The 25,613-nt window shown below is 70.0% G+C and carries 26 protein-coding genes; 17 read left to right on the plus strand and 9 right to left on the minus strand.

Annotation, left to right across the window (positions count from 1 at the left end):
* The first annotated feature begins 164 nt into the window (after positions 1-164).
* Positions 165-1,655 carry an MATE family efflux transporter gene (locus V2S04_RS01045; protein WP_413636685.1) on the plus strand — a complete coding sequence of 497 codons (1,491 nt, stop codon included), beginning with the start codon at positions 165-167 and terminating at the stop codon, positions 1,653-1,655.
* Positions 1,656-1,779: 124 nt separating this feature from the next.
* Positions 1,780-2,217 carry a hypothetical protein gene (locus V2S04_RS01050; protein WP_413636686.1) on the plus strand — a complete coding sequence of 146 codons (438 nt, stop codon included), beginning with the start codon at positions 1,780-1,782 and terminating at the stop codon, positions 2,215-2,217.
* 14 nt (positions 2,218-2,231) lie between these two features.
* On the opposite strand, the gene V2S04_RS01055 is transcribed toward V2S04_RS01050, so the two are convergent.
* Positions 2,232-3,959, minus strand: coding sequence for an AMP-binding protein (locus V2S04_RS01055; protein WP_413636687.1), 1,728 nt, complete (start codon positions 3,957-3,959; stop codon positions 2,232-2,234).
* 232 nt (positions 3,960-4,191) lie between these two features.
* Here V2S04_RS01055 and V2S04_RS01060 point away from each other — a divergent pair, with 232 nt between their 5' ends.
* Positions 4,192-6,120: a hypothetical protein gene (locus V2S04_RS01060; protein WP_413636688.1), complete on the plus strand. Its 1,929-nt coding sequence runs from the start codon at positions 4,192-4,194 to the stop codon at positions 6,118-6,120.
* Positions 6,121-6,213: 93 nt separating this feature from the next.
* On the opposite strand, the gene V2S04_RS01065 is transcribed toward V2S04_RS01060, so the two are convergent.
* Both V2S04_RS01065 and V2S04_RS01070 read right to left on the minus strand, forming a co-directional pair.
* Entirely contained in the window at positions 6,214-7,131 is a 918-nt protein-coding gene (locus V2S04_RS01065) for an HAAS signaling domain-containing protein (protein WP_413636689.1), read from the minus strand.
* Positions 7,128-7,466: a PadR family transcriptional regulator gene (locus V2S04_RS01070; protein ID WP_413636690.1), complete on the minus strand. Its 339-nt coding sequence runs from the start codon at positions 7,464-7,466 to the stop codon at positions 7,128-7,130. The genes V2S04_RS01065 and V2S04_RS01070 overlap by 4 nt, the downstream gene beginning before the upstream one ends.
* Positions 7,467-7,580: 114 nt before the next feature.
* Between V2S04_RS01070 and V2S04_RS01075 the strand changes: the two genes are divergently transcribed.
* Together V2S04_RS01075 and V2S04_RS01080 are read left to right on the plus strand one after the other, a co-directional pair.
* Positions 7,581-8,240 (plus strand): acyl-CoA synthetase, encoded by a 660-nt coding sequence (locus tag V2S04_RS01075; protein ID WP_413636691.1) that lies wholly within the window; start codon positions 7,581-7,583, stop codon positions 8,238-8,240.
* On the plus strand, positions 8,237-8,626 hold the full coding sequence (locus tag V2S04_RS01080) for a hypothetical protein (RefSeq protein ID WP_413636692.1): 390 nt from the start codon (positions 8,237-8,239) through the stop codon (positions 8,624-8,626). The genes V2S04_RS01075 and V2S04_RS01080 overlap by 4 nt, the downstream gene beginning before the upstream one ends.
* 8 nt (positions 8,627-8,634) lie before the next feature.
* On the opposite strand, the gene V2S04_RS01085 is transcribed toward V2S04_RS01080, so the two are convergent.
* Positions 8,635-9,723: a PQQ-dependent sugar dehydrogenase gene (locus tag V2S04_RS01085; protein ID WP_413636693.1), complete on the minus strand. Its 1,089-nt coding sequence runs from the start codon at positions 9,721-9,723 to the stop codon at positions 8,635-8,637.
* Positions 9,724-9,881: 158 nt separating this feature from the next.
* Here V2S04_RS01085 and V2S04_RS01090 point away from each other — a divergent pair, with 158 nt between their 5' ends.
* The gene (locus V2S04_RS01090; protein WP_413636694.1) at positions 9,882-11,306 is read left to right on the plus strand and encodes an MFS transporter; all 1,425 of its coding nucleotides are present in this window, start codon (positions 9,882-9,884) and stop codon (positions 11,304-11,306) included.
* Between the two features lie 37 nt (positions 11,307-11,343).
* Here the strand turns inward: V2S04_RS01090 and V2S04_RS01095 are convergent, their stop codons facing one another.
* From V2S04_RS01095 to V2S04_RS01105, 3 genes are read right to left on the minus strand one after another with little or no spacing between them, the layout of a single operon-like run.
* Positions 11,344-11,712: a DivIVA domain-containing protein gene (locus tag V2S04_RS01095; protein WP_413636695.1), complete on the minus strand. Its 369-nt coding sequence runs from the start codon at positions 11,710-11,712 to the stop codon at positions 11,344-11,346.
* Positions 11,709-13,082, minus strand: coding sequence for an adenylosuccinate lyase (purB, locus tag V2S04_RS01100; protein ID WP_413637270.1), 1,374 nt, complete (start codon positions 13,080-13,082; stop codon positions 11,709-11,711). Before purB ends, V2S04_RS01095 begins: the two co-directional genes overlap by 4 nt.
* Before the next feature lie 37 nt (positions 13,083-13,119).
* A complete protein-coding gene (locus V2S04_RS01105) occupies positions 13,120-13,632 on the minus strand; it encodes a low molecular weight protein-tyrosine-phosphatase (protein ID WP_413636696.1) in 513 nt (170 codons plus the stop codon).
* Positions 13,633-13,745: 113 nt separating this feature from the next.
* Between V2S04_RS01105 and V2S04_RS01110 the strand changes: the two genes are divergently transcribed.
* On the plus strand, positions 13,746-14,006 hold the full coding sequence (locus V2S04_RS01110; RefSeq protein ID WP_413636697.1) for a hypothetical protein: 261 nt from the start codon (positions 13,746-13,748) through the stop codon (positions 14,004-14,006).
* Positions 14,003-15,301: a hypothetical protein gene (locus tag V2S04_RS01115; RefSeq protein ID WP_413636698.1), complete on the plus strand. Its 1,299-nt coding sequence runs from the start codon at positions 14,003-14,005 to the stop codon at positions 15,299-15,301. The genes V2S04_RS01110 and V2S04_RS01115 overlap by 4 nt, the downstream gene beginning before the upstream one ends.
* Positions 15,302-15,339: 38 nt before the next feature.
* Here the strand turns inward: V2S04_RS01115 and V2S04_RS01120 are convergent, their stop codons facing one another.
* Positions 15,340-15,741 (minus strand): phage holin family protein, encoded by a 402-nt coding sequence (locus tag V2S04_RS01120; RefSeq protein WP_099194722.1) that lies wholly within the window; start codon positions 15,739-15,741, stop codon positions 15,340-15,342.
* 49 nt (positions 15,742-15,790) lie between these two features.
* Here V2S04_RS01120 and V2S04_RS01125 point away from each other — a divergent pair, with 49 nt between their 5' ends.
* From V2S04_RS01125 to V2S04_RS01150, 6 genes are all read left to right on the plus strand, one after another.
* On the plus strand, positions 15,791-16,858 hold the full coding sequence (locus V2S04_RS01125) for a histidinol-phosphate transaminase (RefSeq protein WP_413636699.1): 1,068 nt from the start codon (positions 15,791-15,793) through the stop codon (positions 16,856-16,858).
* 84 nt (positions 16,859-16,942) lie between these two features.
* Positions 16,943-18,070 carry a thiamine pyrophosphate-dependent enzyme gene (locus tag V2S04_RS01130; RefSeq protein WP_413636700.1) on the plus strand — a complete coding sequence of 376 codons (1,128 nt, stop codon included), beginning with the start codon at positions 16,943-16,945 and terminating at the stop codon, positions 18,068-18,070.
* Positions 18,067-19,047 carry an alpha-ketoacid dehydrogenase subunit beta gene (locus tag V2S04_RS01135; RefSeq protein WP_099194725.1) on the plus strand — a complete coding sequence of 327 codons (981 nt, stop codon included), beginning with the start codon at positions 18,067-18,069 and terminating at the stop codon, positions 19,045-19,047. The genes V2S04_RS01130 and V2S04_RS01135 overlap by 4 nt, the downstream gene beginning before the upstream one ends.
* Before the next feature lie 18 nt (positions 19,048-19,065).
* Entirely contained in the window at positions 19,066-20,379 is a 1,314-nt protein-coding gene (locus V2S04_RS01140) for a dihydrolipoamide acetyltransferase family protein (RefSeq protein WP_099194726.1), read from the plus strand.
* Between the two features lie 104 nt (positions 20,380-20,483).
* A complete protein-coding gene (locus V2S04_RS01145; RefSeq protein WP_413636701.1) occupies positions 20,484-20,819 on the plus strand; it encodes a hypothetical protein in 336 nt (111 codons plus the stop codon).
* A gap of 1 nt (position 20,820) precedes the next feature.
* Entirely contained in the window at positions 20,821-21,105 is a 285-nt protein-coding gene (locus tag V2S04_RS01150) for a hypothetical protein (RefSeq protein WP_413636702.1), read from the plus strand.
* A 52-nt stretch (positions 21,106-21,157) separates the two neighbouring features.
* Here V2S04_RS01150 and V2S04_RS01155 read toward each other — a convergent pair whose 3' ends face one another.
* Positions 21,158-22,375, minus strand: coding sequence for an ROK family protein (locus V2S04_RS01155; RefSeq protein WP_413636703.1), 1,218 nt, complete (start codon positions 22,373-22,375; stop codon positions 21,158-21,160).
* 99 nt (positions 22,376-22,474) lie between these two features.
* Between V2S04_RS01155 and V2S04_RS01160 the strand changes: the two genes are divergently transcribed.
* The 3 genes from V2S04_RS01160 to V2S04_RS01170 are packed head-to-tail and all read left to right on the plus strand — an operon-like array spanning position 22,475 to position 25,589.
* Positions 22,475-23,779 (plus strand): ABC transporter substrate-binding protein, encoded by a 1,305-nt coding sequence (locus tag V2S04_RS01160; protein WP_413636704.1) that lies wholly within the window; start codon positions 22,475-22,477, stop codon positions 23,777-23,779.
* The gene (locus V2S04_RS01165) at positions 23,776-24,690 is read left to right on the plus strand and encodes a carbohydrate ABC transporter permease (protein WP_413636705.1); all 915 of its coding nucleotides are present in this window, start codon (positions 23,776-23,778) and stop codon (positions 24,688-24,690) included. Before V2S04_RS01160 ends, V2S04_RS01165 begins: the two co-directional genes overlap by 4 nt.
* On the plus strand, positions 24,687-25,589 hold the full coding sequence (locus V2S04_RS01170; protein ID WP_413636706.1) for a carbohydrate ABC transporter permease: 903 nt from the start codon (positions 24,687-24,689) through the stop codon (positions 25,587-25,589). Before V2S04_RS01165 ends, V2S04_RS01170 begins: the two co-directional genes overlap by 4 nt.
* Positions 25,590-25,613 lie beyond the last annotated feature (24 nt).

Below are 25,613 nucleotides of genomic sequence, written 5' to 3' on the forward strand. Positions count from 1 at the left end.
CGTCGCCCGCAGGCAAGCCCCTGGTGCGTCGAATCCGAAAGAATTACGCGTCTGCCCTTCATCGCCGTCGAAACGATTCGATAGACTGTCGGCAGCGGCGCCGTGACGATCCACGGTGCCGCCGTCTTTTCGCCGGCACCCCTCAGCCCTTCCGGATCCTCATCATGGCCACCACGCTCATCACGGGCCGCCCTTGGCGCGTAATCCTGCTCTTCTCCGTGCCCCTGCTCATCGGCAACGTCGTGCAGCAGCTGTACCAGTTCGTCGACACGATCGTCGTCGGTCGCTGGCTGGGCGTCGACTCGCTCGCCGCAGTCGGCGCGACCGGCAGCCTGATCTTCCTCGTCATCGGCTTCGCATGGGGGCTCGCCAGTGGGTTCGCGATCCCCACCGCGCAGGCGTTCGGTGCGGGGGATGCCCGCGGTGTGAGCCGCTCGGTCGCCACCGGTACCCTGCTCACGGCGGCGACCAGCGTGATCCTCACGGCCGTCGGCCCGCTCATCGCGCGACCGTGCCTGGAGCTGCTGCAGACGCCCCCCGAGCTGATCGCCGAGGCCACGACCTTCACGCAGGTCACCTTCATCGGCGGCAGCACGATCATGTTCTTCAACTACCTCGCGGCGATCATCCGCTCGATCGGAGACTCGACGACGCCACTGGTCTTCCTCACCATCTCCTGCGGGCTGAACGTCGGTCTCGTGATCCTGATGGTCGGGCCGCTGGGCTGGGGTGTCGCCGGCGCCGCGATGGCCACCGTGATCGCCCAGGCGATCTCGGTGGTGCTCTGCCTCGGATACCTGTGGCGCCGGCTGCCCGTGCTGCACGTGCACCGCGATGACTGGAAGGTGAGCCGCGCCGACGCCCTCGAGCACCTGCGGCTCGGCCTGCCGATGGGCTTCCAGGCCTCGATCATCGCGATCGGCGCCCTCGCGGTGCAGGTCGCGCTGAACACGCTGGGCGCCGACGCGGTCGCGGCGTACACCGCCGCATCGCGCATCGACGGCCTGGCGGTCGCCTTCCTGGCCTCGCTCGGGCTGGCCTCGTCGATGTACGCCGCGCAGAACCTCGGGGCACGCCGGCCCGACCGCATCCGCCGGGGCACGATCCAGGCGCTGTGGATGGCCGTCATCACCTCGGTCGTGCTGGGCGCGATCATGATCTGCTTCGGCGAGCCGGTCGTGCGGCTGTTCGTCGGAGACGGTGCCGACGATGTCGTCGACCTCGCCCACCAGATGCTCATCATCAACGGCGTGACCTACTCGACGCTGGGCGTGCTGTTCGTGCTTCGCGGTGTGCTGCAGGGCGTCGGGCGCGTGCTCGTGCCGACCGTCACCGGCGTGGTCGAGCTGGTCGCGCGCGTGGTCGCGGCGGTCGCGCTCGGGGCCGTGTTCGACTTCGCGGGCGTCGCGATGAGCAACCCGCTGGCGTGGATCGGGGCCGTCGTGATCCTCGTGCCGGCCTATGTCTCCGCGCATCGGACATTCGGGCGCATGCCGGTCGAACCCGTCGAGACGACCTTGACCACACCGATCGCGGTGATCGGTCCGGGGGACGGATCGCACCTGGTGGATGCGGTGTTCACCGCGCCCGTGCCCGTGGTGGCTCCGCGACTGAGCGCGCTGCGCCTGCCGCGCCGCACCCGCCGCCCGCGCTGACGCGTCATCCTGAAGGATGATGCCGAATCGTTCCCTTGACGGACGCACAGCGGCGATCTCCCCGCGTAACCTGGGTCGCAGATGCACGCCGGGGGGCGGCGCGCGGATGACCGGGGGGTCGGGAATGTCAACTCTCGCAGTGACCAACACGCTGGCATCGGTCTTCGTGCCGATCGGCATCGCCGGAGCGGTGATCGCCGTCGCCTGCGCGCTCGTGACCGCCTTCGCGCTCGCGCGCGGAGCGGCCGGGCTCGCGGGCGGCGGCATCGGCGTATGGATCGTGGGCGCGATGCTCAGCCTGTGCGCGTCGTTCGCTCTGATGTGGGTGCCGTTCCTCATCGCGTGCGGCTCGCTCGCGGCGGCATTCGTCTTCGGTGCCGTCGGCCGGATGCTGTGGCGCGGCGTCCACAGGGCGCGCACCGCTCCGGCTCCCGCAGTGGCCCCCACAGCAGTGGCCCCCACAGCAGTGACTCCGACCGTCGCGCGGTCCGGCGGGGCGCGTACGCCGGCACGCGGCGTCCCGCCGCGGACGATCAGCGAGAGCGTCCGCGTCGCCTCCTGAGTCGTGGCGAGCGGCTAGCGGTGGTCGCGATCGAACTGCTGCCCGGCCGCATCACCGGATGCGACGCGCTCGGCCTCCCGCGCGCGCAGCTCCACGCGTCGGATCTTGCCCGAGATGGTCTTCGGCAGCTCGGGGACGAACTCGATGATGCGCACCCACAGGTGAGACGACAGGCGCTCTCGGGCGAACGCGAAGATCTCGGCCGCGGCATCCCGCTCGGCGTCCGTGCCGGTGCCCGCCTCGATGCGCAGGCAGACGTACGCCTTCGGCACGGCGAGCCTGGTCGCGTCAGGGCTCGGCACGACCGCCGCCTCGACGACGAGCTCGTGCTCGAGCAGCACCGATTCGAGCTCGAACGGCGAGATCTTGTAGTCCGATGCCTTGAACACGTCGTCGGCGCGCCCGATGTAGGTGAGATAGCCGTCTTCGTCCCGTGAGGCGATGTCGCCGGTGTGGTGATACCCACCGGCTCGGGACTCGGCCGTCTTCTCGGGGTCGTCGTAGTAGCCGGCCATCAGGCCGAGCGGCCGCTCGGCGAGGTCGAGTGCGATCTCACCCTCCCGCTCGGTCGGCGCGCCGGTGACGGGGTCGAGCAGCACCACCGGATAGCCCGGCAGAGGGCGCCCCATCGAGCCGTCTTTGACGACCTGTCCGGGGGAGTTGCCGATGCACGCGGTCATCTCGGTCTGGCCGAATCCGTCGCGGATCGTCGAGCCCCAGGCATCGCGCACCCGCGTGATCACCTCGGGATTCAGCGGCTCTCCCGCGCCCACGAGCTCGCGCGGCGGGTGGGCCAGCTGGGCCAGGTCGGCCTGGATCAGCATCCGCCACACGGTCGGGGGCGCGCAGAACGTAGACACGTGATGGGTGTCCATCACCTGCATGAGCGTGTTCGCGTCGAAGCGCTCGTAGTTGTAGACGAACACCGTCGCCTCGGCGAGAAAAGGCGAGTAGAAGCTCGACCAGGCGTGTTTCCCCCAGCCGGGTGACGAGATGTTCAGGTGCACGTCGTCGGGACGCACACCGAGCCACCACATGGTCGACAGGTGTCCGACGGGGTACGAGACGTGCGTGTGCTGCACGAGCTTCGGACGGCTGGTGGTGCCGCTGGTGAAGTAGAGCAGCGCCGTGTCGGATGCGGGGGTCGGGCCGTCCGGCTCGAAGACGGTGTCGGCATCGACCGAGGCGCTGAAGTGGTGCCAGTCATCCGGCGCCTCGCCCACAGCGACGCGCAGGACGCCGGCACCCGCTGCCTGCGCGGCATTCGACACGCGCTCCGCCAGGTCGCCCAGGGCTACCACCGCGCGGGCGCGGCCGTGCGTGATCCGGTACGCGAGATCGGATGCCGACAGCAGTGTCGACGTGGGGATCGCCACCGCGCCGAGCTTGGTGATCGCGAGCATGATCTCCCACAGCTCGATGGTGTTGTTCAGCATCACGATGAGGTGATCGCCGCGGCGGATGCCGAGCTCGCGCAGCCAGCAGGCGACCTGATCCGAGCGCGCCGAGAGCTCGCCGTACGTCCAGCTGCGCATCGTGAGGTCCGCCGACACGATCTGCACAGCGGGACGGCCGGGCTTCTCATCGGCGATCACGTCGAACCACTCGAGGGCGAAGTTGAACGACTCGACACGCGGCCACGCGAATCCGGCGATCGCGCCGTCATAGTCGTCTCGATGCGCGAAGAGGAAGTCGCGCATCTCGCGGACGGTGGTGGTGGCTGCGGTGGCGGCGCGGGTCATCGAGAGCTCCCTTGCTGGATTCGGGCACGTCCATCTTCACCCGGCGACGACCATCCGATGATTTTGTGGACACCCTACAGAAACCGAGTCTCATGAGATCAGAAACTTGGTGTCACCGTAGAGGGGCGGGTCGCGTGCGCATCTTCGACCCTACGCTCGCCCCGGGCGACGATGCCCCCCGACCCTGGAGTGCTCAATGACGAGTGGTACCCCTCACGCGCACGGAATAGGCATGCGCATCTTCGTGATCGTGCTCAGCATCCTGCTGGCAGCGATGGTCTTCCTGTACTTCGCGACGACCGGACGCATTGCCGCCGGCGCCGCCGAGCTGGCCGACGGCTCGTCGGCCGCGCACGACGGATCGACGCAGCTCGCCACCGGCGCGGGCACCCTCGCCGATGGCGCGGGTGAGCTCGCCGAGGGCACCTCGGCCCTGGCTGAGGGCGCGGCGGATGCCCGTGACGGCGCGACCAGGCTCAGCGACGGTGCGACGAGTGCCGCGGCCGGCGCGCTGACGCTGGCCGAGGGTGCGATCTCGCTGAGCGCGGGCGCATCGACGGCCGCCGATGGTGCGGCCCGGCTCGACGGCGGAGCCTCGAAGGCGTACGCCGGCTCGCTCAAGGTGACCGGAGGTGCCGGCTCGGCCAGCGCGGGGGCACGCAAGCTCGCGGACGGCGCTGCCAAGGCCGCCGGAGGAGCAGGCGATCTCGCCGCCGGCGCGAACGCGGCGGCGGACGGATCGCAGCGGGTGGCCGGAGGCGCAGCAGCGCTCTCGGCGGGAGCCCAGCAGCTGTCCGGCGGCGCGGATGCCGCGCAGAGGGGCTCTGAGCTGGTCGCCGGCGGCGCCCAGGCGTTGTCGAGCGGCGCGTCGACGCTGGCTGCGGGCGCCGGCCAGGCGAGCGCCGGCGCCGCTGAGGTCTCGGCGGGGGCCACGGCGCTCTCGACCGGAGCCGGCACCCTGTCGCTCGGCGTCGCCGCCGCGCACGACATCTCATCGCGGCTGCTCAGCGGCGCGACCGAGCTCAGCGGCAAGCTCTCGACCAGCGTGAGCGAGCAGGTGCGCACCCTCGCCGCTCCCGCCAGCGCGGAGCTGCTCGGAGGGCTCGCCGCCTCGGCACCCGGTAACGCGACGAAGCTCGCCGACGCGCTCGCCGCGATGTCCGCCGCAGCCCCGGGCGACACGCGGCTGGCAGAGCTCGCGCAGCTGTCGGCAGGCCTGCAGAAGCAGGTTCACGGCATGGCGGCTCCCACGGCCGCGGCGTCGACTCTCGCGCAGGGACTGGTCGCTGCGTCGGCCGGTGCCGGCACGCTCGCAGACGGCGCCACCGCCCTGGTCGAGGGCGACGCGGCACGCGGCTGGCCGGGCACCACCGGGCTCAAGAGCGGCGCTGCCGACCTCGCCGCCGGTGCGACGAAGCTCGCCAGCGGTGCTGACACGCTCGCGACCGGCGTGGCCGCTGTCTCGGCGGGGGCAGGGGAGCTGTCGACAGGTGCCGGTGCGCTGTCGACCGGGGCATCCGACCTGCACGCGGGCACGACCGCGCTCTCCGACGGTGCGGCGAAGCTGTCGGTCGGCGCGGGGACTCTCGCGTCGGGCGCGGCCGAGCTGCACGCCGGGAACACCAGGCTCTCCGCCGGTGCGGCCACCCTCGCCGGCGGCGTCCAGGCGCTGGCATCCGGTTCGGGCGACCTGCGCGACGGCACGGCTCGGCTCGCCTCGGGTGCGGCGGATCTCACCGTGGGCCTGCTCGAGCTGTCGACCGGCGCCGAGCGACTGAACACCGGCGCGCAGTCGCTGAGCGCAGGTGCCGCGAAGCTCGAGACCGGTGCCGGCGATCTCGCCGCCGGCACCGCGAAGCTCAGCACCGGGGCATCCGACCTCAGCGCGGGCGTCGGCCAGATCTCCGACGGGGCGACCGCGGTCGACGAGGGCACCGCGAAGCTCGCGGCCGGCGGCGGCGAGCTCTCGGGCGGCGCCGTCAAGCTCAACGACGGCAACGGCAAGCTGGCCGCCGGATCGGTGCAGCTCGCCTCGGCCACCGCGGGAGCGGCGCCGTCGATGATGCCCTGGATGCTCGGGCTGGGACTGGCCGGACTGATCGCGATCGGCTTCTGGGTCGGACACCGGATCGCGCACCGCCGCGCCCTCGCGGGCGCCTGACGACCCGGACGGATGTCGGCGGGATTCACGGATGTCGGTCCGGATGCCCGGTTCCTACCGACATCCGTCCGTCCCGCCGACCTCCGTCCGGCGTCAGCGGCGGCGGGGTGTCGCCACCGCGTGTGCCAGGCCGATCGTCAGCCACCAGCCGCCGATCCAGATGAACATCAGGGTCAGCAGCTCGCCGGAGGCGATCGCGACGATCATGATGGCGAGGCCGAGTGCCGCCAGCAGCCAGCCGGCCCACCGGCGTCCGAGCGCGATCAGCGCGGCGAGGACGAGTACCCCGGCGATGATCCCCCATGCCCCCGGCTGCAGAGAGAAGGCGCCGGCGGCGAACGCCCCGCTGAGCAGAGCTGTGACAGGTAGAGCGGTCAGCACGGCGCCGGTGAATCGCCAGGCACGAGTGAAACCCGATCCGCGCAGGCGCGTCCAGACGATCACGGCCGCCCAGGAGAGCAACGCCGTGGGCAGGAAGAACCCGCCCAGACTGATGCCGCCCACGACGGCGAGCACCGTCAGCACGGCGCTGCACACCAGGGCGGCCACCGCTCGCGCGGCGCGCGGCAGCACGAGCGGGACGGCGGTGATCAGAGCCGGGACCAGTGCGACGAGCAGAACCCAGACCCCGTTCATCTCTATAAGCGTCGTGGTGCGCGGAGTTCCGCCGATGGAGCCGCCCTCCGTCTGCGTGCTGTAGACCGGGGTGATGAGCGCCGCGAGCGCCCCGATTCCGATCGCCGTCGCAACGGCCGCTCCCTGCAGCAGGCGCCAGGCACGCTCGGCGCGACCGTCGGAGGCCGAGGCATCGGCTCCGAACTCCTCCATGGCGCGCTCCGCGATCTCCTGCGCCGAGCCGAGTCCGCGGATCGTCTCGTCGACGGACCGGCCCGCGTCGCCCGCGTCGGCGAAGTGCCCGCGCAGGTCGTCGAGCACCGCGCTGCGTTGCTCGGGCGCGATGGTCCGAAGCCTGCGCTCTACCGACCGCAGATATCTGTCCTCGACGTTCATGCTGCCCCCTCGATGATGGTGTCGACTTCGATGCCGACCGCACGCCAGACCCCGATGAAGGTGTTCAGCTGGTCGCTGCCGGCGGTGGTGATCGTGTAGTACCTGCGCGGGCGGCCGCCGCCGACCGCCTCGGTGCGGGTATCGACCAGCCCGCCCTCGCGCATGCGGGCGAGAAGCGGGTACAGACTGCCTTCCCCGGCGATCAGGCCGCGACGCTGCAGATCGGATGCCAGGTCGAGTCCATACCGCTCGCCGGCGGCGAGCAGGCCGAGCACGCAGAACTCGAGCACTCCTTTGCGAAGGTTCGTCGCGATGCGCTCGGCGCTGTCGGTCATGGCATCAGAGTAATCATGTGATGCAAGTATTGCAATGCAAGGTTACGATCGCCGCCGGGCCATCGCGAAGGCCGCGCGACGTAGACTGGTGGGGTCACCGATCTGAGGACTGTCATGCCCGCCGCTTCCCGCTCGCGCACCGCGCGCCCCACCACGGGGCACCCTTTCACCGTGCGCACCGTGCAGCTGGGCCGCGCCCTGATGGCCGCCGTCGCCGCCATCATGATCACCTTCTCGCCCGATCACTCCGCCGCCGTCGGTCTGTCGGTGTTCGGCGGGTTCGCGATCGTCACCTCCCTCGTGCTGATCGTCTCGGCGATCGTCGTGCACGAAGCGGGCCGACGCTGGCCCGCGGTGCTGATGGGCGCCATCACCCTGGTGCTCGGCATGGCGGCCAGCATCCCGGCATGGCGCACTGACGCGCTGTTCTTCGTGCTGGTCATCGCCTGGGCCGCGCTCACCGGGCTCGTCGAGCTGATCTGGGGAATCCGCACGCGCGGCCAGGAGGGGTCGCGCGACGCGATCACCATAGGAGCGCTGGGGCTGCTGCTCGCGCTGCTGCTGCTCGTCATCCCCGTCGGGTTCGTGCAGAACTACGCCGTCGACGGTCAGGCGTTCTCGCTGACCGGAATCATCCTCGGCGTCGGGATGTTCGGCGCGTACGCCGCCGTCGTGGCGGTGTTCCTGGGCATCGCGGGGCTCGCGCCCGCCCCGAAGGGCGCAGACAGGACTGACGGGGCCGACCGCCTGGCCGACCACGGAGGAGAGGCATGACCGACCACAAGCCGACGCGCAAAGAGATCCTGCGACCGCTGCACCTCGTGGGCATCGCCCTCGCCGCCGGCATCTTCGCGACGGTCGTGACCCTCGTCTCGACCGGGGCCTTCACCGAGCGCGTGAACCTGTCGATCGCCAAGGGAACCTACGAGGGGCTCACCCCGATCGGTCTCGGCCTGGTCGTCGGCGGCGCCTCGTTCATCGTCACGCTGCTGGGGCTCGCGATGCTCATGCTCGCGGTCGATCCCGCCGACGTCACCAAGACGATCGACCGGCCGGTGCTGTACGACCACGACTCGCCGGAACCCGGCTCGCAGGCCTCCGGCGGTCGAGGCACGAGCGGCGCCGCCGACACCGGTGACGCGCCGGCATCGGCATCCTGACGCTGGCCTCACCCCTCCGGCAACGTCAGCTGCAGCAGCCGGTCGTCGTCCGCGCCGGGTGAGCCCCGACCGTCGGTGTTGTTCGTGAGCACCCAGAACGTGTCATCGGGGCCCGCGATCACGTCGCGCAGCCGGCCGAACTCGCCGGTGTACACGGCCCACGGCTCGACGCTCGGCGTCGTGGTGTCGTAGAGCCACAGCCGCTCACCGCGCAGGCCGGCGACGTACACGACGTCATCGATCACCGCGATGCCGCTGGGGCTGGCCTCGTCCGGCGTCCACACCGCCACCGGGTCGATGGCGTCGTCGGTGCGGGCGAATCCCTCGTGGTCGGGCCAGCCGTAGTCGCCGCCGGGCTCGATGCGGTTCAGCTCGTCCCAGGTGTCCTGCCCGAACTCGCTCGCCCACAGCGTGCCGTCGGCCGTCCACGCCAGACCCTGCACGTTGCGGTGGCCGAGGCTGTACACGAGCGAGTCGAACGGATTGCCCGGGGCGGGATCACCCTCGGGCGTCACTCGCAGGATCTTGCCGCCGAGGAAATCCCGATCGCGTGCCCGCTCACGTTGCCCGGCGTCGCCCGTCGCGATGTACAGCATCCGGTCCGGGCCGAAGGCGATCCGCCCGCCGTCGTGGCTGGATGCCCGCGGGATGCCCTCGACGACCACCTCGGCAGCCGCGACGTCGAGGCCGAGAGAGCCGGACTCGCCGGTCAGCGGCATCCGCACCACCCGGTTGTCGTCCTCGGCGCCGTGATAGGCGTACAGCCAGCGCATGTCGCCGCGCTCGAGCACGGCGAGGCCGTGCAGCCCCGACTCGCCGCCCGAGACGACGCCGGGGACGACACCCGCCTCGCGCAGGTCTCCGGATGCCGTCAGCTCGAGCACCTCGCCGCCGTCGCGCTGCGAGATCAGCGCCCCGCCGTCGTCGAGGCGCACCACCGACCACGGCGCGTCCAGCCCGGTCGCCAGAGCGACCGGTGCGCCGTTCGCCGGGTCGGTCGCGTCGATGGCGGGCGGCGTCGGGATGCCAGGGCTCGTGCAGCCCGCGAGCACCAGCGCGCCCGCCAGCACAGCGCACATCACGACCCGCTGCCTCATGAACCCGCTCCCTATGTCCCATCACTTCGCGTTGAGAGCACGGTACCTCAGCGAGCGCACGGGTTGTACGCGTGAATCGTCCGTGCACTCGGCGAAGTCCCGTGCTCTCGACGGCATGGACCGGGAATACATCCGACGCGTCGGGGCTTGGCCCTGTTATGTCCGTCTCCGTCGATCGCGCCTCCGTCGGTCTGCGCTCGGAGCGCGGTCCCGTGCTCGGCGCGCTCATGCTGGCCACCGGGCTCATCGCGATCGACACGACGATCCTCGCCACCGCGGTGCCCACGATCGTGCGCGATCTCGGCGACTACCAGCTCTTCCCGTGGCTGTTCTCGGTGTACCTGCTCGCTCAGGCGGTGAGTGTGCCGATCTACTCCCGCTTCGCCGACACCATCGGCCGCAAGCCCATCATCCTGATCGGCATCGCGCTGTTCCTGGCCGGGTCCGTGCTGTGCGGTTTCGCGTGGAGCATGTTCACCCTGATCCTGTTCCGCATCGTGCAGGGACTCGGCGCCGGCGCCGTCGGCCCCATGGCGATGACCATCGTCGGGGATATCTACACGGTTGCCGAGCGCGCCAAGGTGCAGGGCTACATGGCGAGCGTCTGGGCGATCTCGTCGGTGGTCGGGCCGTCGCTGGGCGGCGTCTTCGCCCAGCTGGACGCGTGGCGGTGGATCTTCTTCGTCAACGTGCCCCTGTGCCTGCTGGCCGGATGGATGCTGGTGACGAGGTATCACGAGCAGGTCGAGGCGCAGCGGCATCGCATCGACTACCTCGGCGCGGTGCTGCTGACGCTCGGGCTCACCGGGATCATCCTCGGCCTGCTCGAGGGCGGCAGCGCGTGGGACTGGCTCTCGTGGCAGAGCGCGGTGTGCTTCGGCGGCGGTGCCCTGCTGCTGGTCGTGTTCGCGAACGTCGAGAGGCGGGCCACCGAGCCCATCATCGACTTCGGGCTCATCACCCGGCGCCTCATCCTCACCTGCACGGCGGTCGCGTTCGGGGTGGGCGCGCTGACCATCGGGGTGACGAGCTTCGGCCCCGCGTATCTGGAGGGTGCGGGCGGCGCGATTCCGGTGATCTCCGGCCTCGCGGTCGCCGCGATGAGCATGGGATGGCCGCTCGCGGCATCCCTCGTCGGACGCCTCTATCTGCGAATCGGATTCCGCCGCACCGTGCTGATCGGGATGTCGATCACGACGCTCGCGGCCGCCGCGCTCGCGCTCATCGCGCCGTGGCCGAACCCGCTGGCGTTCGCGGCTGTCGCCTTCGTGCTCGGGTTCGGGCTGGGATGGACGGCGGCCCCGACGCTGATCGGCGCGCAGGCGGCGGTCGGCTGGGGCGAACGTGCGGCGGTCACGGGGATGAACGGCTTCGCCCGCTCGGCGGGCAGCGCGGTCGGCGTCGCCGTGCTCGGCGCGATCTCGAACTCGCTGCTCGATGCCGGGGAAGGCTCCGGCGACCCCGCCACGGTGGTCTGGGCGTCGACGTGGGTGTTCGTCGGCGCCGCGGCCTTCGCCGCTCTCACGCTGCTCGCCGCGGTGCTGATGCCGCGCGACGATGTGCCGGACCCCGACGCGGTGTGACGAAAGAGAAGGGGAGGGGCAGGTGGGGCCGGGAAAGTCAGAGCTCGCCGCGGCGGATCCTCTCGAGCATCTCTCGCAGCTTCGCCTCGTCGGATGCGTCCTGTGCCGCGCGCAGCTGACCATGCTGCGCGTTCTGCCCGCGCCGGTTGAGCTGCGCCGAGATGCCATCGAGAAGCGCATCCACGGCATCCGCCTCGTACCCGAGACCGAACAGCCCCACCGTGGGGAACTCCTGGAACGTCACGTCGTCCGATGACAGGGATGCGGCCACACCGGATTCCACCTTCCGCAGGTCGGCCGCGGCCCTCTCGAGGAAGTCGTCGACCGCGCCGATCGCATAGCGCAACCCCGCACGTCGCCGTGGGATCCGCACATCGGCCAGCTCAGCGGCGGTGATTCCTGTCATCGCGCGAGGCGCTCGGCGATTCCCGTGTAGGTCGCGGGGGTGAGGGCGAGGAGGCGCTGCTTGGCGGCATCGCCGATCTCGAGCTTCTCGACGAACTCCGCCAGCTCCGCGCCGCCCACGCGGTGACCGCGGGTGAGCTCTTTCAGCAGCGCGTACGGGTCGCTGATCGTCGAGCGGCCGGCGACCACCTCGGCGCGGATCACGGTCTGGATCGCCTCGGCGAGCACCTCCCAGTTCTCGTCGAGATCGGCGAGCAGCACGTCGCGGCGCAGCGAGATGGCGTTCAGCCCGCGGCGCAGGTTGTCGAGCGCGAGCAGCGAGTGCCCGAACGCGACGCCGATGTTGCGCTGCGTGGTGGAGTCGGTGAGGTCGCGCTGCAGGCGCGAGGTGACCAGCGTCTGCGACAGCGAGTTCAGCAGCGCACCCGACAGCTCGAGGTTGGCCTCGGCGTTCTCGAACCGGATGGGGTTGATCTTGTGCGGCATGGTCGACGATCCGGTCGCTCCGGCGACGGGGATCTGCGCGAAGTAGCCCAGCGAGATGTACGTCCAGATGTCGGTGGCGAGGTTGTGCAGGATGCCGCCAGCGTGACGCACGCGGTCGTACAGCTCGACCTGCCAGTCGTGCGACTCGATCTGGGTGGTGAGCACGTTGAATCCGAGGCCCATGCCCTCGATGTACTCGCGCGCGATCGTCGGCCAGTCGGCGTCGGGGTCGGCAGACAGGTGCGCCGACCACGTGCCGGTCGCGCCCGAGAACTTCGCCAGGTAGTCGGATGCCGCGATCTGACCGCGCACGCGCTCGAGACGCCACGCGAAGACGGCGAGCTCCTTGCCCATGGTCGACGGCGTCGCGGGCTGTCCGTGCGTGCGCGAGAGCATCGCGGCGTCGGCGTGCTCGACGGCCAGCTCACGCAGCTTGGCGATGACGACGTCGAGCGCGGGCAGCCACACCTGCTCGACCGCGCGCTTCACCGTCAGCGCGTACGAGGCGGAGTTGATGTCCTCACTGGTGCACGCGAAGTGCGTGAGCTCGGCGATGGCATCCAGGCCCAGCGTCTGCAGGCGATCGCGCACGAGGTACTCGATGGCCTTCACATCGTGCTGCGTGACGGCCTCCTTCTCGGCCAGCCAGTCGATCTCGGCCTGACCGAAGTCGCGGTACAGCGCGCGCAGTCGCTCTTTATCGGCATCCGCCAGCGGCGACGTCTCGAACAGCGACCGGTCGGTCAGCGCGATCAGCCACTCCACCTCGACCTCGACCCGGGCGCGGTTGAGCCCTGCCTCGGACAGGTAGTCGGCGAGGCCCGAGACGGCGGCCTGATAGCGACCGTCGAGCGGGCTGAGCGGCTGGGTCGGGAGCGAGGGCAGAGAAGTCAGGGCAGGTCCTCCTGCTCAGGGTCCCGCGTCAGGCGAGACGGCGATGGGATGCCCGCACAGCCGGTTCGAGCTGTGCGAAGAGGCCGCGGGTTGCGGTCTCAATCATACCGAGCACCGAATCGAACATCGCGGGGCCGGCGTAGTACGGATCGGGCACGTCCATGCTCGACGCGTGCGGGTCGTAGCCGCGCAGCAGGGTGACCTTGCCCTCGTCGTCCTCGCTGCGCGCCCAGGCCCGCAGGATGCGCTCGTGGGTGCGATCGAGGGCGATGATCAGGTCGTTCTCGGCGAACGAGGCCGCTGTGAACTGCTTCGCGCGGTGATGCGAGCCGTCGTACCCGCGCCGGTTCAGGGCGTCGAGCGTGCGGTCGTCGGCGCGCTCGCCGACATGCCAGTCGCCGGTGCCGGCGCTGCGCGAGGTCACGCGCGCGCCGAGGCCGCGCTGCTCCGAGAGCGCGCGCAGCACCACCTCGGCCATCGGTGAACGACAGATGTTGCCCGTGCAGACGAAGATGACGCGGAAGGGATCCGGGTCGGTCATCACCCCATTCTGCCCGCATCCACTTCCGTCCCCAATCGTCGATCTGATCGAGTTCTGCACAGCGGTCGGGAATCGGGGCAGGACGGATGCCCGGCGCCGCGCACGCTGGGAGCATGCTCACCACCATCCATCCGGGCACCGCGTCGCCGGACGAGATCGCGACCCTCCTCTCCGGCGTCCGCATCCTCGACGACGCGCTCGAGACCCTCGCGCAGGTGCGGGTCGAGCTGGACCGGCTTATCGACGACTCGCATTGGGAGGCGGCGGCGGTGCGGATGCTGCGCGCCGCGCTGATCGGGCGGGCGGGCCGGCTCGATGTCGCCTGTGCCGACATCGCGTCGTACCGCGACGGATGCCTGGCGGTGGTGGCGTGAGCGTCGAGATCACCGGAGGCGGGGTGATCGCCGTCGATCCGGACGAGATGCGCGCCGTCGCCGATCGGATGGCGGCGACCGCGGCACGCCTGAGCGCAGCCGCCGACGACCTGCGGCGCGCGCATCACACCCTGTCATCGACGTGGAGCGCCGGCGGTCGAGTCGATGCCGGCGGGCTGTGGGCGATGGCGCAGCACACGGCCGAGGACGCGGATGAGCTCGCCGGCGACGCGCGCGGCACCGCCATCATGGCGGATGCCTTCGAGCTGGCCGACCTGCGCTCCGAGCAGCAGCTGCTCGCGGTGGAGCATCCTGTAGAAGCGGGGCTGCTGCAGGGGCGGATCGACGAGCTGGTCGCCTCGTACCCCGAGCTCGACGCGATGGCGCTGCAGCTGACCGTCGGATGGGAGCGCTCATCGGTAGAAGGGCTGATGGATGCGCCCGCCGAACGGGCGATGGGGTTCCTTCTCGACACCTCGCTCGGTGTGCCGATGTGGCTGCTGGCCCCACTGCTGCAGCGCATCACCGCCCGTGCCGGCACGCTCCTGAACGGAACCCGGCTCAGTGGCACCGCGCCGCCGGTGGCGGTGCGTCCGGTGTCGACGACAGCAGTCGACCGCGTCGCCACGACCCTCAGTCAGCTCATCCGGCGCGTGCCGGGCGGGGCGGCGCAGGTCGCGGTCGAGAAACGCACCCACGCCGACGGCACATCGTCGTTCGTCGCATACATCGACGGCACCCGCACCGTCACCAGCGGGGGAGAGGAGCCGTGGGATGCCGGATCGAACTGGGACCTCTACATCGACCGCGAGCAGAGCGCCGCGTACGCGGCGACGATGGAGGCCCTGCGCCAGGCCGGCGCCGAGCCCGGTTCGCGAGTGGATCTCGTGGGGTACTCGCAGGGCGGCGCCATCGCCGCGGCGGTGGCCACGAGCGGGGTCTACGCCACCTCCCGGGTGATGACCGTGGGCAGCCCGACGGTGCCGGTGCTCAGCGCCGATCAGACGCTCATCCGAGTCGTCCACCCCGACGACCCCGTCGGCGCCGGTCTCACCTCGGGCGCACCGGCGGCGAGCATCGGCTCAGCCGACAGCATGACCATCTCGCGCGACGACGCGTCGAGTGGGAAGGTCTCGACGTTCAGTGCGCATTTCCGGGATGCGTACGACGAGACGCTGGCCCTCGCCGACGAGTCGGGCGACGCCCGCGTCGAGCGGATGCACGAGACGCTGCGTTCGGAGGCCGACGACATCGTGTCGGTCGAGCGGACCGAGTTCCAGGCGACGAGGCCGTGAGGCCGCCCGCGGGGCGGTGCCGGTCGGGCGGCACGGCGTCAGCGGCGCTTCTTCTTCTCCTGTGGGCGCAGGACCGCGCCGAAGATCGCGTTGATGACCGAGATGACGAAGGCGGCGACCACGCCCCACCAGAACGACTCCACGGTCAGCCCCCAGCTGAACGCGCTGGTGATCCACGCGGTGATCCACAGCAGCAGGCCGTTCACGATGAACGAGATGAGCCCCAGCGTGAGGATGTAGAGCGGGAACGCGACGATGCGGATCACCGTGCCGATGATCGAGTTGACCAGTGCGAACACCGCGCCCACGGCGAGGAATGTCAGGGCGAGACGCAGATCGTCGCCCGGCTCGAAGGGGCGGATGCCGATCCCGAGCACCGGGATGAGGGTGACGACCCAGATGGCGAACGCGTTGATGACGACGCGGATGAGGAATCGCATGTGCTGATCCTGCCACGTCGCGGCCGCGCGCGGCTCTTAGACTGATGCCGTGACCGAGCTGATCCTGCCCCGCATCCGTCCTGAGATCGCCGCCCTGCCGCCGTATCGCCAGGGCAAGCAGGCGGGACCGGACGCCTTCAAGCTCTCGAGCAACGAGAACCCGTTCGATCCGCTGCCTTCGGTGGTCGATGCGCTGCAGCACGCCACGCCGATCAACCGCTACCCCGACGCCTCCGCGGCGGCACTGCGCGCCCGCCTCGGCGAGAAGCACGGCGTCGAGCCCGACGCGGTGCACGTCGCCGCCGGGTCGGTGTCGATCCTGCACCAGCTCGTGCTCGGCACGTCGTCGGTCGGCGACGAGGTCGTCTACGCCTGGCGCTCGTTCGAGGCGTATCCGAGCCTGCCGCTGGTCGCGGGCGCGACCGGCGTGCAGGTGCCGCTGCGCTCGGGGGCACGACACGACCTCGACGCGATGGCGGATGCCATCACCGAGCGCACCCGTGTGGTGATCGTGTGCACGCCGAACAACCCGACCGGCCCGATCGTCACCGGCGCCGAGTTCGCCGCCTTCGTCGCCCGCGTGCCGCAGGATGTGCTGATCATCCTCGACGAGGCCTATGCCGAGTTCGTCACCGCTCCGGACGCGGTCGACGGTCTGGCGGAGCGGCTGTTCGAGCGGCACCCCAACGTCGTAGTGCTGCGCACCTTCTCGAAGGCGTACGGCCTGGCTGGCCTGCGCGTCGGGTACGCCATCGGACACCCGCGGGTGCTCGACGCCGCTCGCACCACGGGCATCCCGCTCTCGGTCACCGGCGCGGCCGAGCGCGCGGCCATCGCCAGCCTCGATGCCGAGGACGAGCTGCGCGAGCGGGTCTCGGTGCTCATCGAGCGCCGCACGCGCCTGCTCGGCGGGCTGCGCGCGCTGGGATGGGACGTGCCGGACTCGCAGGCGAACTTCGTGTGGCTGCCGACCAGTGAGCGCACCGAGGAGGCCGCCGCCGCGTTCGACGCCGCCGACTTGATCGTGCGGCCCTTCTCGGGCGACGGCATCCGCATCTCCGTCGGCGAGGAGGAGTCGATCGGTCGCGTGCTGGCGGTTGCGAAGTCGCTGCTCTGAGAGCAGAAGTCCAGGTTCCGGGCACTTATTAGGGGCCCCTAGGTATGCGTGACGTGGCATGCCGCCGTGGGTAGCGTGGGTCGGGTGACCCCGATCGAAGCCCCTCTCGTTCGCGTCCTCGCCGACGACGGCAGCTACGCTCCCACGGCTGACGCCGAGCGCTACCTGCCCCTCATCGACGCGCTGACCGACGCCGAACTCGAGCAGTTCTACCGAGACATGGTCGTCATCCGTGCGATCGACACCCAGGCCACGAACCTGCAGCGCCAGGGCCAGCTCGCGCTGTGGCCGCCGAGCCGTGGCCAGGAGGCCGCCCAGGTCGGTTCGGCCCGCGCCGCCCGCGCGCACGACACCCTGTTCCCGTCGTACCGCGAGCACGTCGTCACCCGCATCCGCGGTGTCGACCCGCTCGACATCATCAAGGTCATGCGCGGCACCTCGCACGGTGGGTGGAACCCCACCGACCCGGCGAACGGCAACACCCGCATCTACACGCTGGTGCTGGGCTCGCAGACCCTGCACGCCGCCGGCTACGCCATGGGCCTCGTCTTCGACGGACGCACCGGCACCGGTGATGTCGAGCACGACGAGGCCGTCGTCGCCTACTACGGAGACGGGGCCTCCAGCCAGGGCGACGTGCACGAGGCGATGGTGTTCGCCGCCAGCTACGACGCCCCCGTGCTGTTCTTCCTGCAGAACAACCACTGGGCCATCTCGGTGCCCGTCGAGACCCAGTCGAAGGTTCCGCTGGTCGGGCGCGGAGCGGGCTACGGCATCCCCTCGGTGCGCGTCGACGGCAACGACGTGCTCGCTAGCTACGCCGTCTCGCGCACACTGCTCGACGAGGCGCGCAGCGGGCTCGGGCCGCGCGCGATCGAGGCGGTCACCTACCGGATGGGTGCACACACGACCAGTGATGACCCCACGAAGTACCGCGGCTCCGATGAGGAGCAGCGGTGGGCGCAGCGCGACCCGATCGCGCGCATGCGCGCCTTCCTCGAAGGGCGCGGCGTGGCTGCAGCCCTGTTCGAAGATGTGGATGCCGAGGCGGCGGATGCCGCCGAAGACCTCCGCAGCCGCGCCGTGACCCTCACCTCGCCCGAGCGGTCGCTGATCTTCGATCACGTGTACAGCGATCCGCATCCGCTGATGGCAGAGCAGAAGACGTGGCTGAACAACTACGAGGCATCCTTCGAGGGGAGCGCGTCATGACGATCGAGTCGATGCCCATGTCGAGGGCGCTCAATGCGGGCCTGCGCAGGGCGATGGAAGACGACCCGCGCGTGCTGCTGATGGGCGAGGACATCGGTCGCCTCGGCGGCGTCTTCCGCATCACCGAGCACCTGCAGCGCGACTTCGGCGACCGTCGCGTGCTCGACACCCCGCTCGCCGAATCCGGCATCGTCGGCACCGCGATCGGCCTCGCCATGGCCGGGTTCCGCCCCGTCTGCGAGATCCAGTTCGACGGCTTCGTGTTCCCCGCGTTCGACCAGATCACCTCCCAGCTGGCGAAGCTCACCAGCCGGCACGAGGGTGCGCTGTCGATGCCGGTCGTCATCCGCATCCCGTACGGCGGGCACATCGGCGCCGTCGAGCACCACCAGGAGAGTCCGGAGGCGTACTTCGCGCACACCCCGGGCCTGCGGGTGGTCGCGCCGTCGACGCCGAACGACGCGTACTGGATGATCCAGGAGGCGATCCGCTCGAACGACCCGGTGATCTTCCTCGAGCCGAAGAGCCGCTACTGGCAGAAGGGCGAGGTCGAGCTGGAGGCATCCGCACTGCCACTGCACGCATCGCGCATCGTGCGCCGCGGCAGCGACGTGACGCTCGTCGGCCACGGGGCGATGGTCACCACGCTGCTGCAGGCCGCTGCGCTCGCCGAGGCCGAGGGCACGAGCTGCGAGGTCGTCGACGTGCGCTCGCTCTCGCCGGTCGACTACGGCCCGATCCTCGATTCCGTGCGCTCCACCGGCCGCATGGTCTACGCGCAGGAGGCGCCGGGGCACACCAGCGTCGGCAGCGAGATCGCCGCGACCGTCATGGAGCGCGCGTTCTACGCTCTCGAGGCGCCGGTGCTGCGGGTGTCGGCCTTCGACGCCCCGTTCCCGCCCGCCAAGCTCGAGGGAACCTACCTGCCCGACGCCGACCGCATCCTCGAGGCCGTCGACCGCTCCCTCGCCTACTGACACCGGAGGACATCTCTCATGACCACCGAAACCTTCTCTCTCCCCGACGTCGGCGAGGGCCTCACCGAAGCCGAGCTCGTCGCGTGGAAGGTCGCCCCCGGCGACGCCGTCGCGATCAACGACGTCATCTGCGAGATCGAGACCGCCAAGTCGCTGGTCGAGCTGCCCTCGCCGCATTCCGGCGTCGTCGGCGAGCTGCTGGTCGCTGAGGGCGTGACGGTGGAGGTCGGGTCGCCGATCATCACCTTCGTGTCAGATGCCGAGGTGGCGGATGCCGGTATCGCCCCGAACCCGACGGATCCCGCCGCGCCGCCGTCGACCGATGAGGGCGGCGGGTCGGTGCTCGTCGGCTACGGCACCGGGGGAGGCGCGACCTCGCGGCGTCGCAAGCCGGCCGAGCGCCAGGTGCGCTCGTCGGTCGGGGTGATCGCCAAGCCCCCGATCCGCAAGCTCGCCCGCGACCTGAAGGTCGAGCTGACCGAGGTCGCCGCGACCGGAGCCGACGGCGAGGTCACCAGGGAGGACGTGCTCAAGCACGCCGAGCAGGCGAGCGTGTTCCGCAACATCCAGACGCCCGAGTGGGGAGCGGTGCGCGAAGAGAAGCTGCCGGTCAGGCCGCAGGCCGATGAAGGTCGCTCGGAGTCGATCCCGGTCAAGGGCGTGCGCAAGGCCACCTCGTCGGCGATGGTGCAGAGCGCGTACTCCGCCCCGCACGTCACCGTGTGGAAGGAGATCGACGCGACCCGCACGATGGAGCTGGTGAAGCGGCTGAAGGCATCGCCCGACTACGCCGACATCCGCGTCTCGCCGCTGCTGATCATGGCCCGCGCGGTGATCTGGGCCGCCCGACGCACCCCGATGGTCAACGCGGCGTGGGTCGACGCCGACTCGGGTGCCGAGATCGTCGTGCGCCACTACGTGAACCTCGGCATCGCGGCGGCGACCCCGCGCGGCCTGCTGGTGCCGAACATCAAGGACGCGCAGGACCTCAGCATGAAGGACCTCGCCCGCGCGCTGAACCGGCTCACCCTCACCGCGCGCGAGGGCAAGACGAGCCCCGCCGATCAGCAGGGCGGCACCATCACGATCACGAACATCGGCGTCTTCGGAATGGACGCGGGCACCCCGATCATCAACCCGGGCGAGGCCGGGATCGTCGCCATGGGCACGATCGCCCAGAAGCCGTGGGTGGTCGACGGCGAGGTGCGCCCGCGCTGGGTTACCACCGTCGCCGGCTCGTTCGACCATCGGGTGATCGACGGCGACGGCATGAGCCGCTTCATCGCCGACGTCGCGTCGATCCTCGAGGAGCCGGCACTGCTCGTCGACTGATCGCGGAGTCGGCGCGGTCTCGCTGAGAGGCAGCCCGAGTACAGCACGGTAGGAGCAATTGCAACCCAGAGTGCGAGCGTCTTCGGCTCTGTCATCCTTCAGGTATGAAACTTGTCTCATACGCGGGCCAGCAGCTGCTCACCACCGACGACGTCGCCGACGCACTCGTGGAGCTGGCAGCCGCTATCGCACGCGACGGTGAGACCGAGGCGCTGCAGATCCCGGTCGTCGTGAACGGCGCCAAGGACAGTGCCGACCTGCTCGTGGGCGTGGGCAACGATCTCCTCGTCGGCCCGCAGGCATCCGATGGACCCGATCCGGACTTCTCTGAGGATGCCGCGCGAATGCGCTCGCACCGCCTCTACCCGCGCAGGCGCCCCGAGGCGGACGACGAGGGGTTCGACGGGCCCCTCGACTCGGGTTTCGATCCGGAGCTCTGACATGGGCAAGCTCGAGTACAACAGCTCCCATCCGGCGATCGAGATCGACGATGACACGCTCGCGCATGTGAAGATCCTCATCGCCACGAAGCTGCGTCGTCAGGAGAGCTTCATGATGACCTGGCTCCCGCGCGAGCCCGGTGCGGGTCGCCTGTCGGCGTGGATGCATCCCAGCATTCCGCTCGTCGTCGAGTTCGACGTCGAGCCGCCGCCTCAGGTGGTGCCGGAGCGGCTGGCGCAGATGATGGAGCAGCTCAATGCTCGCGGGGAGCTCGTTCTGAACTGATCGACATCTCCAGAAGACTGCGCTCGGCGGCCGCGCGGAAGATGCTGCGGGTTCACACGGCGGCGAGCCGACGCTCCGCGAGCAGCGGCACGGCGCGCTCGCGCGCTCGACGCCGCGCGGTCGCCACGGCGCCGAGCGAGACGACCTCCGCCCCCAGAGATGACGCGAGCACCTCGGGGGCCGGCAGGTGCATCTGTGCGGGCAGCATGGCGCGGGCGGCGGTGATCACGGGCTCGATGCTCTCGGCGATCGCGCCGCACACGATGACGCGCGCCGGGTCGTACATGCTGCCGAGCACGCCGACGATGCGGGCGAGCTTCTCGGCGACCCGCGAGCAGACGAGCAGGGCGTCGGGGTCGCCCTGAGTGGCCGCCGCGAGCACGACACGGGCGTCTACCCGCGCGGCGTCCGCGAGACGGCCGACCTGGCCGCGCCAGTCGATGTCGCCGCGGGTCACGGCGGCGCGCACCTCGTCCTGCACCGCGTAGCTGAGGCCGAAGGCCGAGCCCACCCCGATGATGTGGTCGAACACCACGCCCTCGCCGACGCCGCCGTGCGCGCCGTGCAGCAAGTGCCCATCGACGACCACTCCACCGCCGAAGCGCTCGCCGGCGAGCAGGGCGACGTAGTCGCGGCATCCGATCGCCGCACCGAGTGAGCCCTCGGCGACGGCCGCGAGCAGCGCGTCGTTCTTCACCTCGACCACGGGGGCCCAGTCGTCCAACGCGGCCGCGAGTCCCGGGTTGGTGCGCTCCCAGAATCCCTGCGGATGCGGGGGAGAGGTGCCGTCGCGGTCGACGGGAGCGGCGACCCCCACGCAGATCGACAGCAGCGAGTCGCGCGTGGTGCCGGCTTCGGTCAGGGACTGCTCGAGGTGCAGCAGGATCGTGGCCCGGCGCTGCGCCGGCGTCTGCTCCGGGTGCAGCTCGACGCGACGATGCACGAGCGTCGTGTCGAGCAGATCGGCGATCGTCACGGCGAGATGCGTGTCGCCCGCATCGATCCCCGCGACCACGCCGAGGTCGGGGGAGAGCGTGAAGCGGCGGGCCGGCCGCCCCGCGCGGTACGCGCCGGCGGCTCTGGCGTTCGGCAGCTCGACGAGGATATCGGCGCCGACCAGCGTCGCGAGCGCCTCGATGGCGGTGGAGCGGGTGATCGCCGCGGATGCCATGACGTCGGTCGCCGTGAACTCCCCGGCGGTCCAGGCGTACTCGAGCACCGCTCCGACGCTGGCTCTGCCGGTGCCGAGATCTGCGGAGATATCGCTCACAGCTCTTGACCTCTTCCCTTCCCTCTGAGAGAGTACCGGCAAGCGACTAAATCTAGTAACTAGATTTACTCCCCGGATCTTCAGATCGGAAGGACGACGGTGTCTTCGAAATCTTCCCGCGCGGTTCGCATCGCGGCGAGCGCTGCGGTGCTCGCGCTGCTCGGCTCGGCCCTCGTCGGCTGCTCGTCGGACGGCCGCGAGACCATCCGCTTCACCTTCAGCAAACGCGAGGCGATCGAGTTCATGACGAAGCTCGTCGCCGACTACAACGCCTCTCAGGACGACGTGCGCGTCGAGATCGACACATCCGGCGTCGACGTCGTCTCGGCCAGCTTCGTGCGCGGCAACCCGCCCGACATCATGCTCGCCAACTACAACTACGAGGTCGCGCGCTTCGTGCAGCGCTGCGCGCTGAGCGATCTCGGCGGCACCGACGCCGCGAAGAGCGTGCGCGAGGATCTGCAGCCGCTCATGGAGCAGTACGGATCGTGCGAGGGTCGCACGAGCGCGCTGCCCTACTCGGTGATGGCCGCGTCTGTCATCTACAACAAGCAGATCTTCGACGAGCAGGGCCTCGAGGTGCCGCGCACCTGGGATGAGCTGCTGCAGGTCGCCGATCAGCTCAAGGAGGCCGGGATCACCCCGTTCTACGGCACCTTCAAAGACGACTGGACGGTGGGCCAGGGCTGGTACGACTACTCGGTCGGAGGGTCGCTCGACGTGCTCGCGTTCTTCGACGCCCTCGCGAAGGAGGGCACCGAGGTCGGTCCGGAGTCGGAGGTCTCGTTCCAGAAGGACTTCGCCGAGCCGATGGACCGGATGCTGACCCTCGCGACCGACTACACCAACGACGACGCCCCCAGCCGCGGCTACGGCGACGGCAACCTCGCCTTCTCGAAGGGGGAGGCGGCCATGTACCTGCAGGGGCCGTGGGCGTTCAGCGAGATCGCCAAGACCGCCCCCGACCTCGAGCTCGGCACCTTCCCGCTGCCGATGACCGACGACCCCGACGACCTCGCCGTGCGCGTCAACATGGACCTCGCGGCGATGATCCCCGAGGAGTCTCGCCACAAGGAGGCGGCCCGGGACTTCCTCGAGTACCTCTACCAGCCCGAGCGCATCGAGGAGTACAACGCATCGCAGCTCGGCTTCACCCCGCTCGAAGACGCCGCCCCGCCGGAAGACCCGCGCATCGAGGGGATGATCGAGTACTACGACGAGGGCCGCATCTACCAGGGTCCCTCGGTTCTCGTTCCCAAGACGATCCCGGTGTTCAACTACGCGCAGGCCATGGTGCTCGGGGCCGATCCCGACGACATCCTGCGCACGATGGACGCCGACTGGGCGCGCATCGCCTTCCGCGCCCCCGCGCCCGCCAGCCAGACGAAGGAGTCGGCAGAATGAGCACCACGTCCACGGTCATCACGCAGGGGGACCGCACCCGCCGGCGCAGCAGTCGTCGGGTCGAGCCGATCTACTACTTCTTCCTCGTCCCCACCCTCGTGCTGTTCACCCTGGCGATCACCGTCCCGGGCGTGATCGGCATCTTCTTTAGCTTCACCGACTCGATCGGGCTCGGAGACTGGAGCTTCAACGGCCTGACGAACTACATCGCGATGTTCAGCGACCCGGCCATCCTGCAGAGCTACCTGTTCACCTTCGGGTTCTCGATCGCGACGGTGATCGTCGTCAACATCGTCGCGTTCCTGCTCGCGGTGGGGCTCACCTCGCGCATCCGGTTCAAGACGGGCCTGCGCACCATCTTCGTCATCCCGATGGTGATCTCGGGCATCATCATCGCCTACGTCTTCAACTTCCTCTTCTCGAACTCGATCCCCGCGGTGGGTGCCGCAACGGGCATCGAGTGGCTGCAGACCAGCCTGCTGGCCAACCCCGACCTCGCCTGGGTCGCCATCGTCATCGTCACGGCGTGGCAGGCGATCCCCGGCACGATGCTCATCTACATCGCGGGTCTGCTCTCAGTGCCGGGAGATGTCTACGAGGCGGCGTCGATCGACGGGGCGACGAAGACCCAGCAGCTCCTGCGCATCACCGTCCCCCTGGTGGCCGGCTACGTGGTGATCAACGTCATCCTCGGCTTCAAGGGCTTCCTGAACGCCTACGACATCATCGTCGGCCTCACCAACGGCGGCCCTGGCACCGCCACCCGCAGCGTCGCGATGACGATCATCGCGGGCTTCAACGGCGGCGACTACGCCTACCAGATGGCGAACGCGACGATCTTCTTCATCGTCGCCGTGCTCATCTCCCTGCTCCAGCTCTCGCTGACGCGCGGAAGGAATGCGCTCTCATGACCACCCAGCCCGCTCTCACCTCGGCCACCCCGGGCGCACTGACCGAGCGCACACCGACCAAGCCCTCCCGCACGCCGATGGAGCGCATCAACTGGTCGGGCACCATCATCCTCATCCTGTGCGCGGTCACCGTGCTGCTGCCGCTGTACGTCACCATCTCGATGGCGTTCAAGACGACCGGCCAGGCCGTCGACGGCAATGCGTTCTCGCTGCCGGCGCCGTTCAGCGTCGACGGCTTCGTGCAGGCCTGGACCCTGACGAAGTTCCCCGTCGGCGCGGCGATCTCGATACTCGTCACGGCCGGGACGGTGATCGCGACGATCGTGCTCGCGGCCTTCGCGTCGTACGCGATCGTGCGCAACTGGGACCGGCGGTTCTTCCGGTACTCCTTCTTCTATCTGCTCGCGGCGATGTTCATCCCCTTCCCGGTGGTGGCCCTGCCGCAGATCCAGCTCACCGGACGAGTCGGTCTCGACAACCCGCTGGGCGTGGTCATCCTCGCCACGATGTTCCAGCTCAGTTTCAGCGTTCTGCTGTTCACCGCATTCCTGCGCTCGATCCCGCTGGAGCTCGAGGAGAGCGCCCGCATCGACGGAGCCACGACATGGCAGACGTTCTGGCGGCTGATCTTCCCACTGCTCGCGCCGATGAGCGCCACCGTCGGCATCTTCGCCTTCCTGTACGCCTGGAACGACTTCATGATGCCGTCGCTGATCATCTCCGATCCCAACCTGCAGACCCTGCCGGTGCGCCAGAACCTGTTCCAGAACCAGTTCAGCAACAACTACAACGTCGCCTTCGCCTCGTACCTCATGGCGATGGCGCCCGCGATCATCGCCTACCTGTTCACGCAGCGCTGGGTGATGGAAGGCGTCACCCAGGGTGCCGTGAAGGGCTGACGCCCGCGCACCGACCGATCCCGA

Origin of the sequence: Microbacterium sp. OR21 (assembly GCF_047306785.1) — a bacterium.
Taxonomy (GTDB): Bacteria; Actinomycetota; Actinomycetes; order Actinomycetales; family Microbacteriaceae; genus Microbacterium; species Microbacterium esteraromaticum_E.

What these genes read in the sequence shown, in the direction of transcription:
- V2S04_RS01045 (WP_413636685.1), top strand. Translation starts at nt 165, where the DNA reads ATGGCCACCACGCTCATCACGGGCCGCCCTTGGCGCGTAATCCTGCTC.
- V2S04_RS01050 (WP_413636686.1), top strand. Translation starts at nt 1,780, where the DNA reads ATGTCAACTCTCGCAGTGACCAACACGCTGGCATCGGTCTTCGTGCCG.
- V2S04_RS01055 (WP_413636687.1), bottom strand. Translation starts at nt 3,959, where the DNA reads ATGACCCGCGCCGCCACCGCAGCCACCACCACCGTCCGCGAGATGCGC.
- V2S04_RS01060 (WP_413636688.1), top strand. Translation starts at nt 4,192, where the DNA reads ATGCGCATCTTCGTGATCGTGCTCAGCATCCTGCTGGCAGCGATGGTC.
- V2S04_RS01065 (WP_413636689.1), bottom strand. Translation starts at nt 7,131, where the DNA reads ATGAACGTCGAGGACAGATATCTGCGGTCGGTAGAGCGCAGGCTTCGG.
- V2S04_RS01070 (WP_413636690.1), bottom strand. Translation starts at nt 7,466, where the DNA reads ATGACCGACAGCGCCGAGCGCATCGCGACGAACCTTCGCAAAGGAGTG.
- V2S04_RS01075 (WP_413636691.1), top strand. Translation starts at nt 7,581, where the DNA reads ATGCCCGCCGCTTCCCGCTCGCGCACCGCGCGCCCCACCACGGGGCAC.
- V2S04_RS01080 (WP_413636692.1), top strand. Translation starts at nt 8,237, where the DNA reads ATGACCGACCACAAGCCGACGCGCAAAGAGATCCTGCGACCGCTGCAC.
- V2S04_RS01085 (WP_413636693.1), bottom strand. Translation starts at nt 9,723, where the DNA reads ATGAGGCAGCGGGTCGTGATGTGCGCTGTGCTGGCGGGCGCGCTGGTG.
- V2S04_RS01090 (WP_413636694.1), top strand. Translation starts at nt 9,882, where the DNA reads ATGTCCGTCTCCGTCGATCGCGCCTCCGTCGGTCTGCGCTCGGAGCGC.
- V2S04_RS01095 (WP_413636695.1), bottom strand. Translation starts at nt 11,712, where the DNA reads ATGACAGGAATCACCGCCGCTGAGCTGGCCGATGTGCGGATCCCACGG.
- V2S04_RS01105 (WP_413636696.1), bottom strand. Translation starts at nt 13,632, where the DNA reads ATGACCGACCCGGATCCCTTCCGCGTCATCTTCGTCTGCACGGGCAAC.
- V2S04_RS01110 (WP_413636697.1), top strand. Translation starts at nt 13,746, where the DNA reads ATGCTCACCACCATCCATCCGGGCACCGCGTCGCCGGACGAGATCGCG.
- V2S04_RS01120 (WP_099194722.1), bottom strand. Translation starts at nt 15,741, where the DNA reads ATGCGATTCCTCATCCGCGTCGTCATCAACGCGTTCGCCATCTGGGTC.
- V2S04_RS01135 (WP_099194725.1), top strand. Translation starts at nt 18,067, where the DNA reads ATGACGATCGAGTCGATGCCCATGTCGAGGGCGCTCAATGCGGGCCTG.
- V2S04_RS01140 (WP_099194726.1), top strand. Translation starts at nt 19,066, where the DNA reads ATGACCACCGAAACCTTCTCTCTCCCCGACGTCGGCGAGGGCCTCACC.
- V2S04_RS01145 (WP_413636701.1), top strand. Translation starts at nt 20,484, where the DNA reads ATGAAACTTGTCTCATACGCGGGCCAGCAGCTGCTCACCACCGACGAC.
- V2S04_RS01150 (WP_413636702.1), top strand. Translation starts at nt 20,821, where the DNA reads ATGGGCAAGCTCGAGTACAACAGCTCCCATCCGGCGATCGAGATCGAC.
- V2S04_RS01165 (WP_413636705.1), top strand. Translation starts at nt 23,776, where the DNA reads ATGAGCACCACGTCCACGGTCATCACGCAGGGGGACCGCACCCGCCGG.
- V2S04_RS01170 (WP_413636706.1), top strand. Translation starts at nt 24,687, where the DNA reads ATGACCACCCAGCCCGCTCTCACCTCGGCCACCCCGGGCGCACTGACC.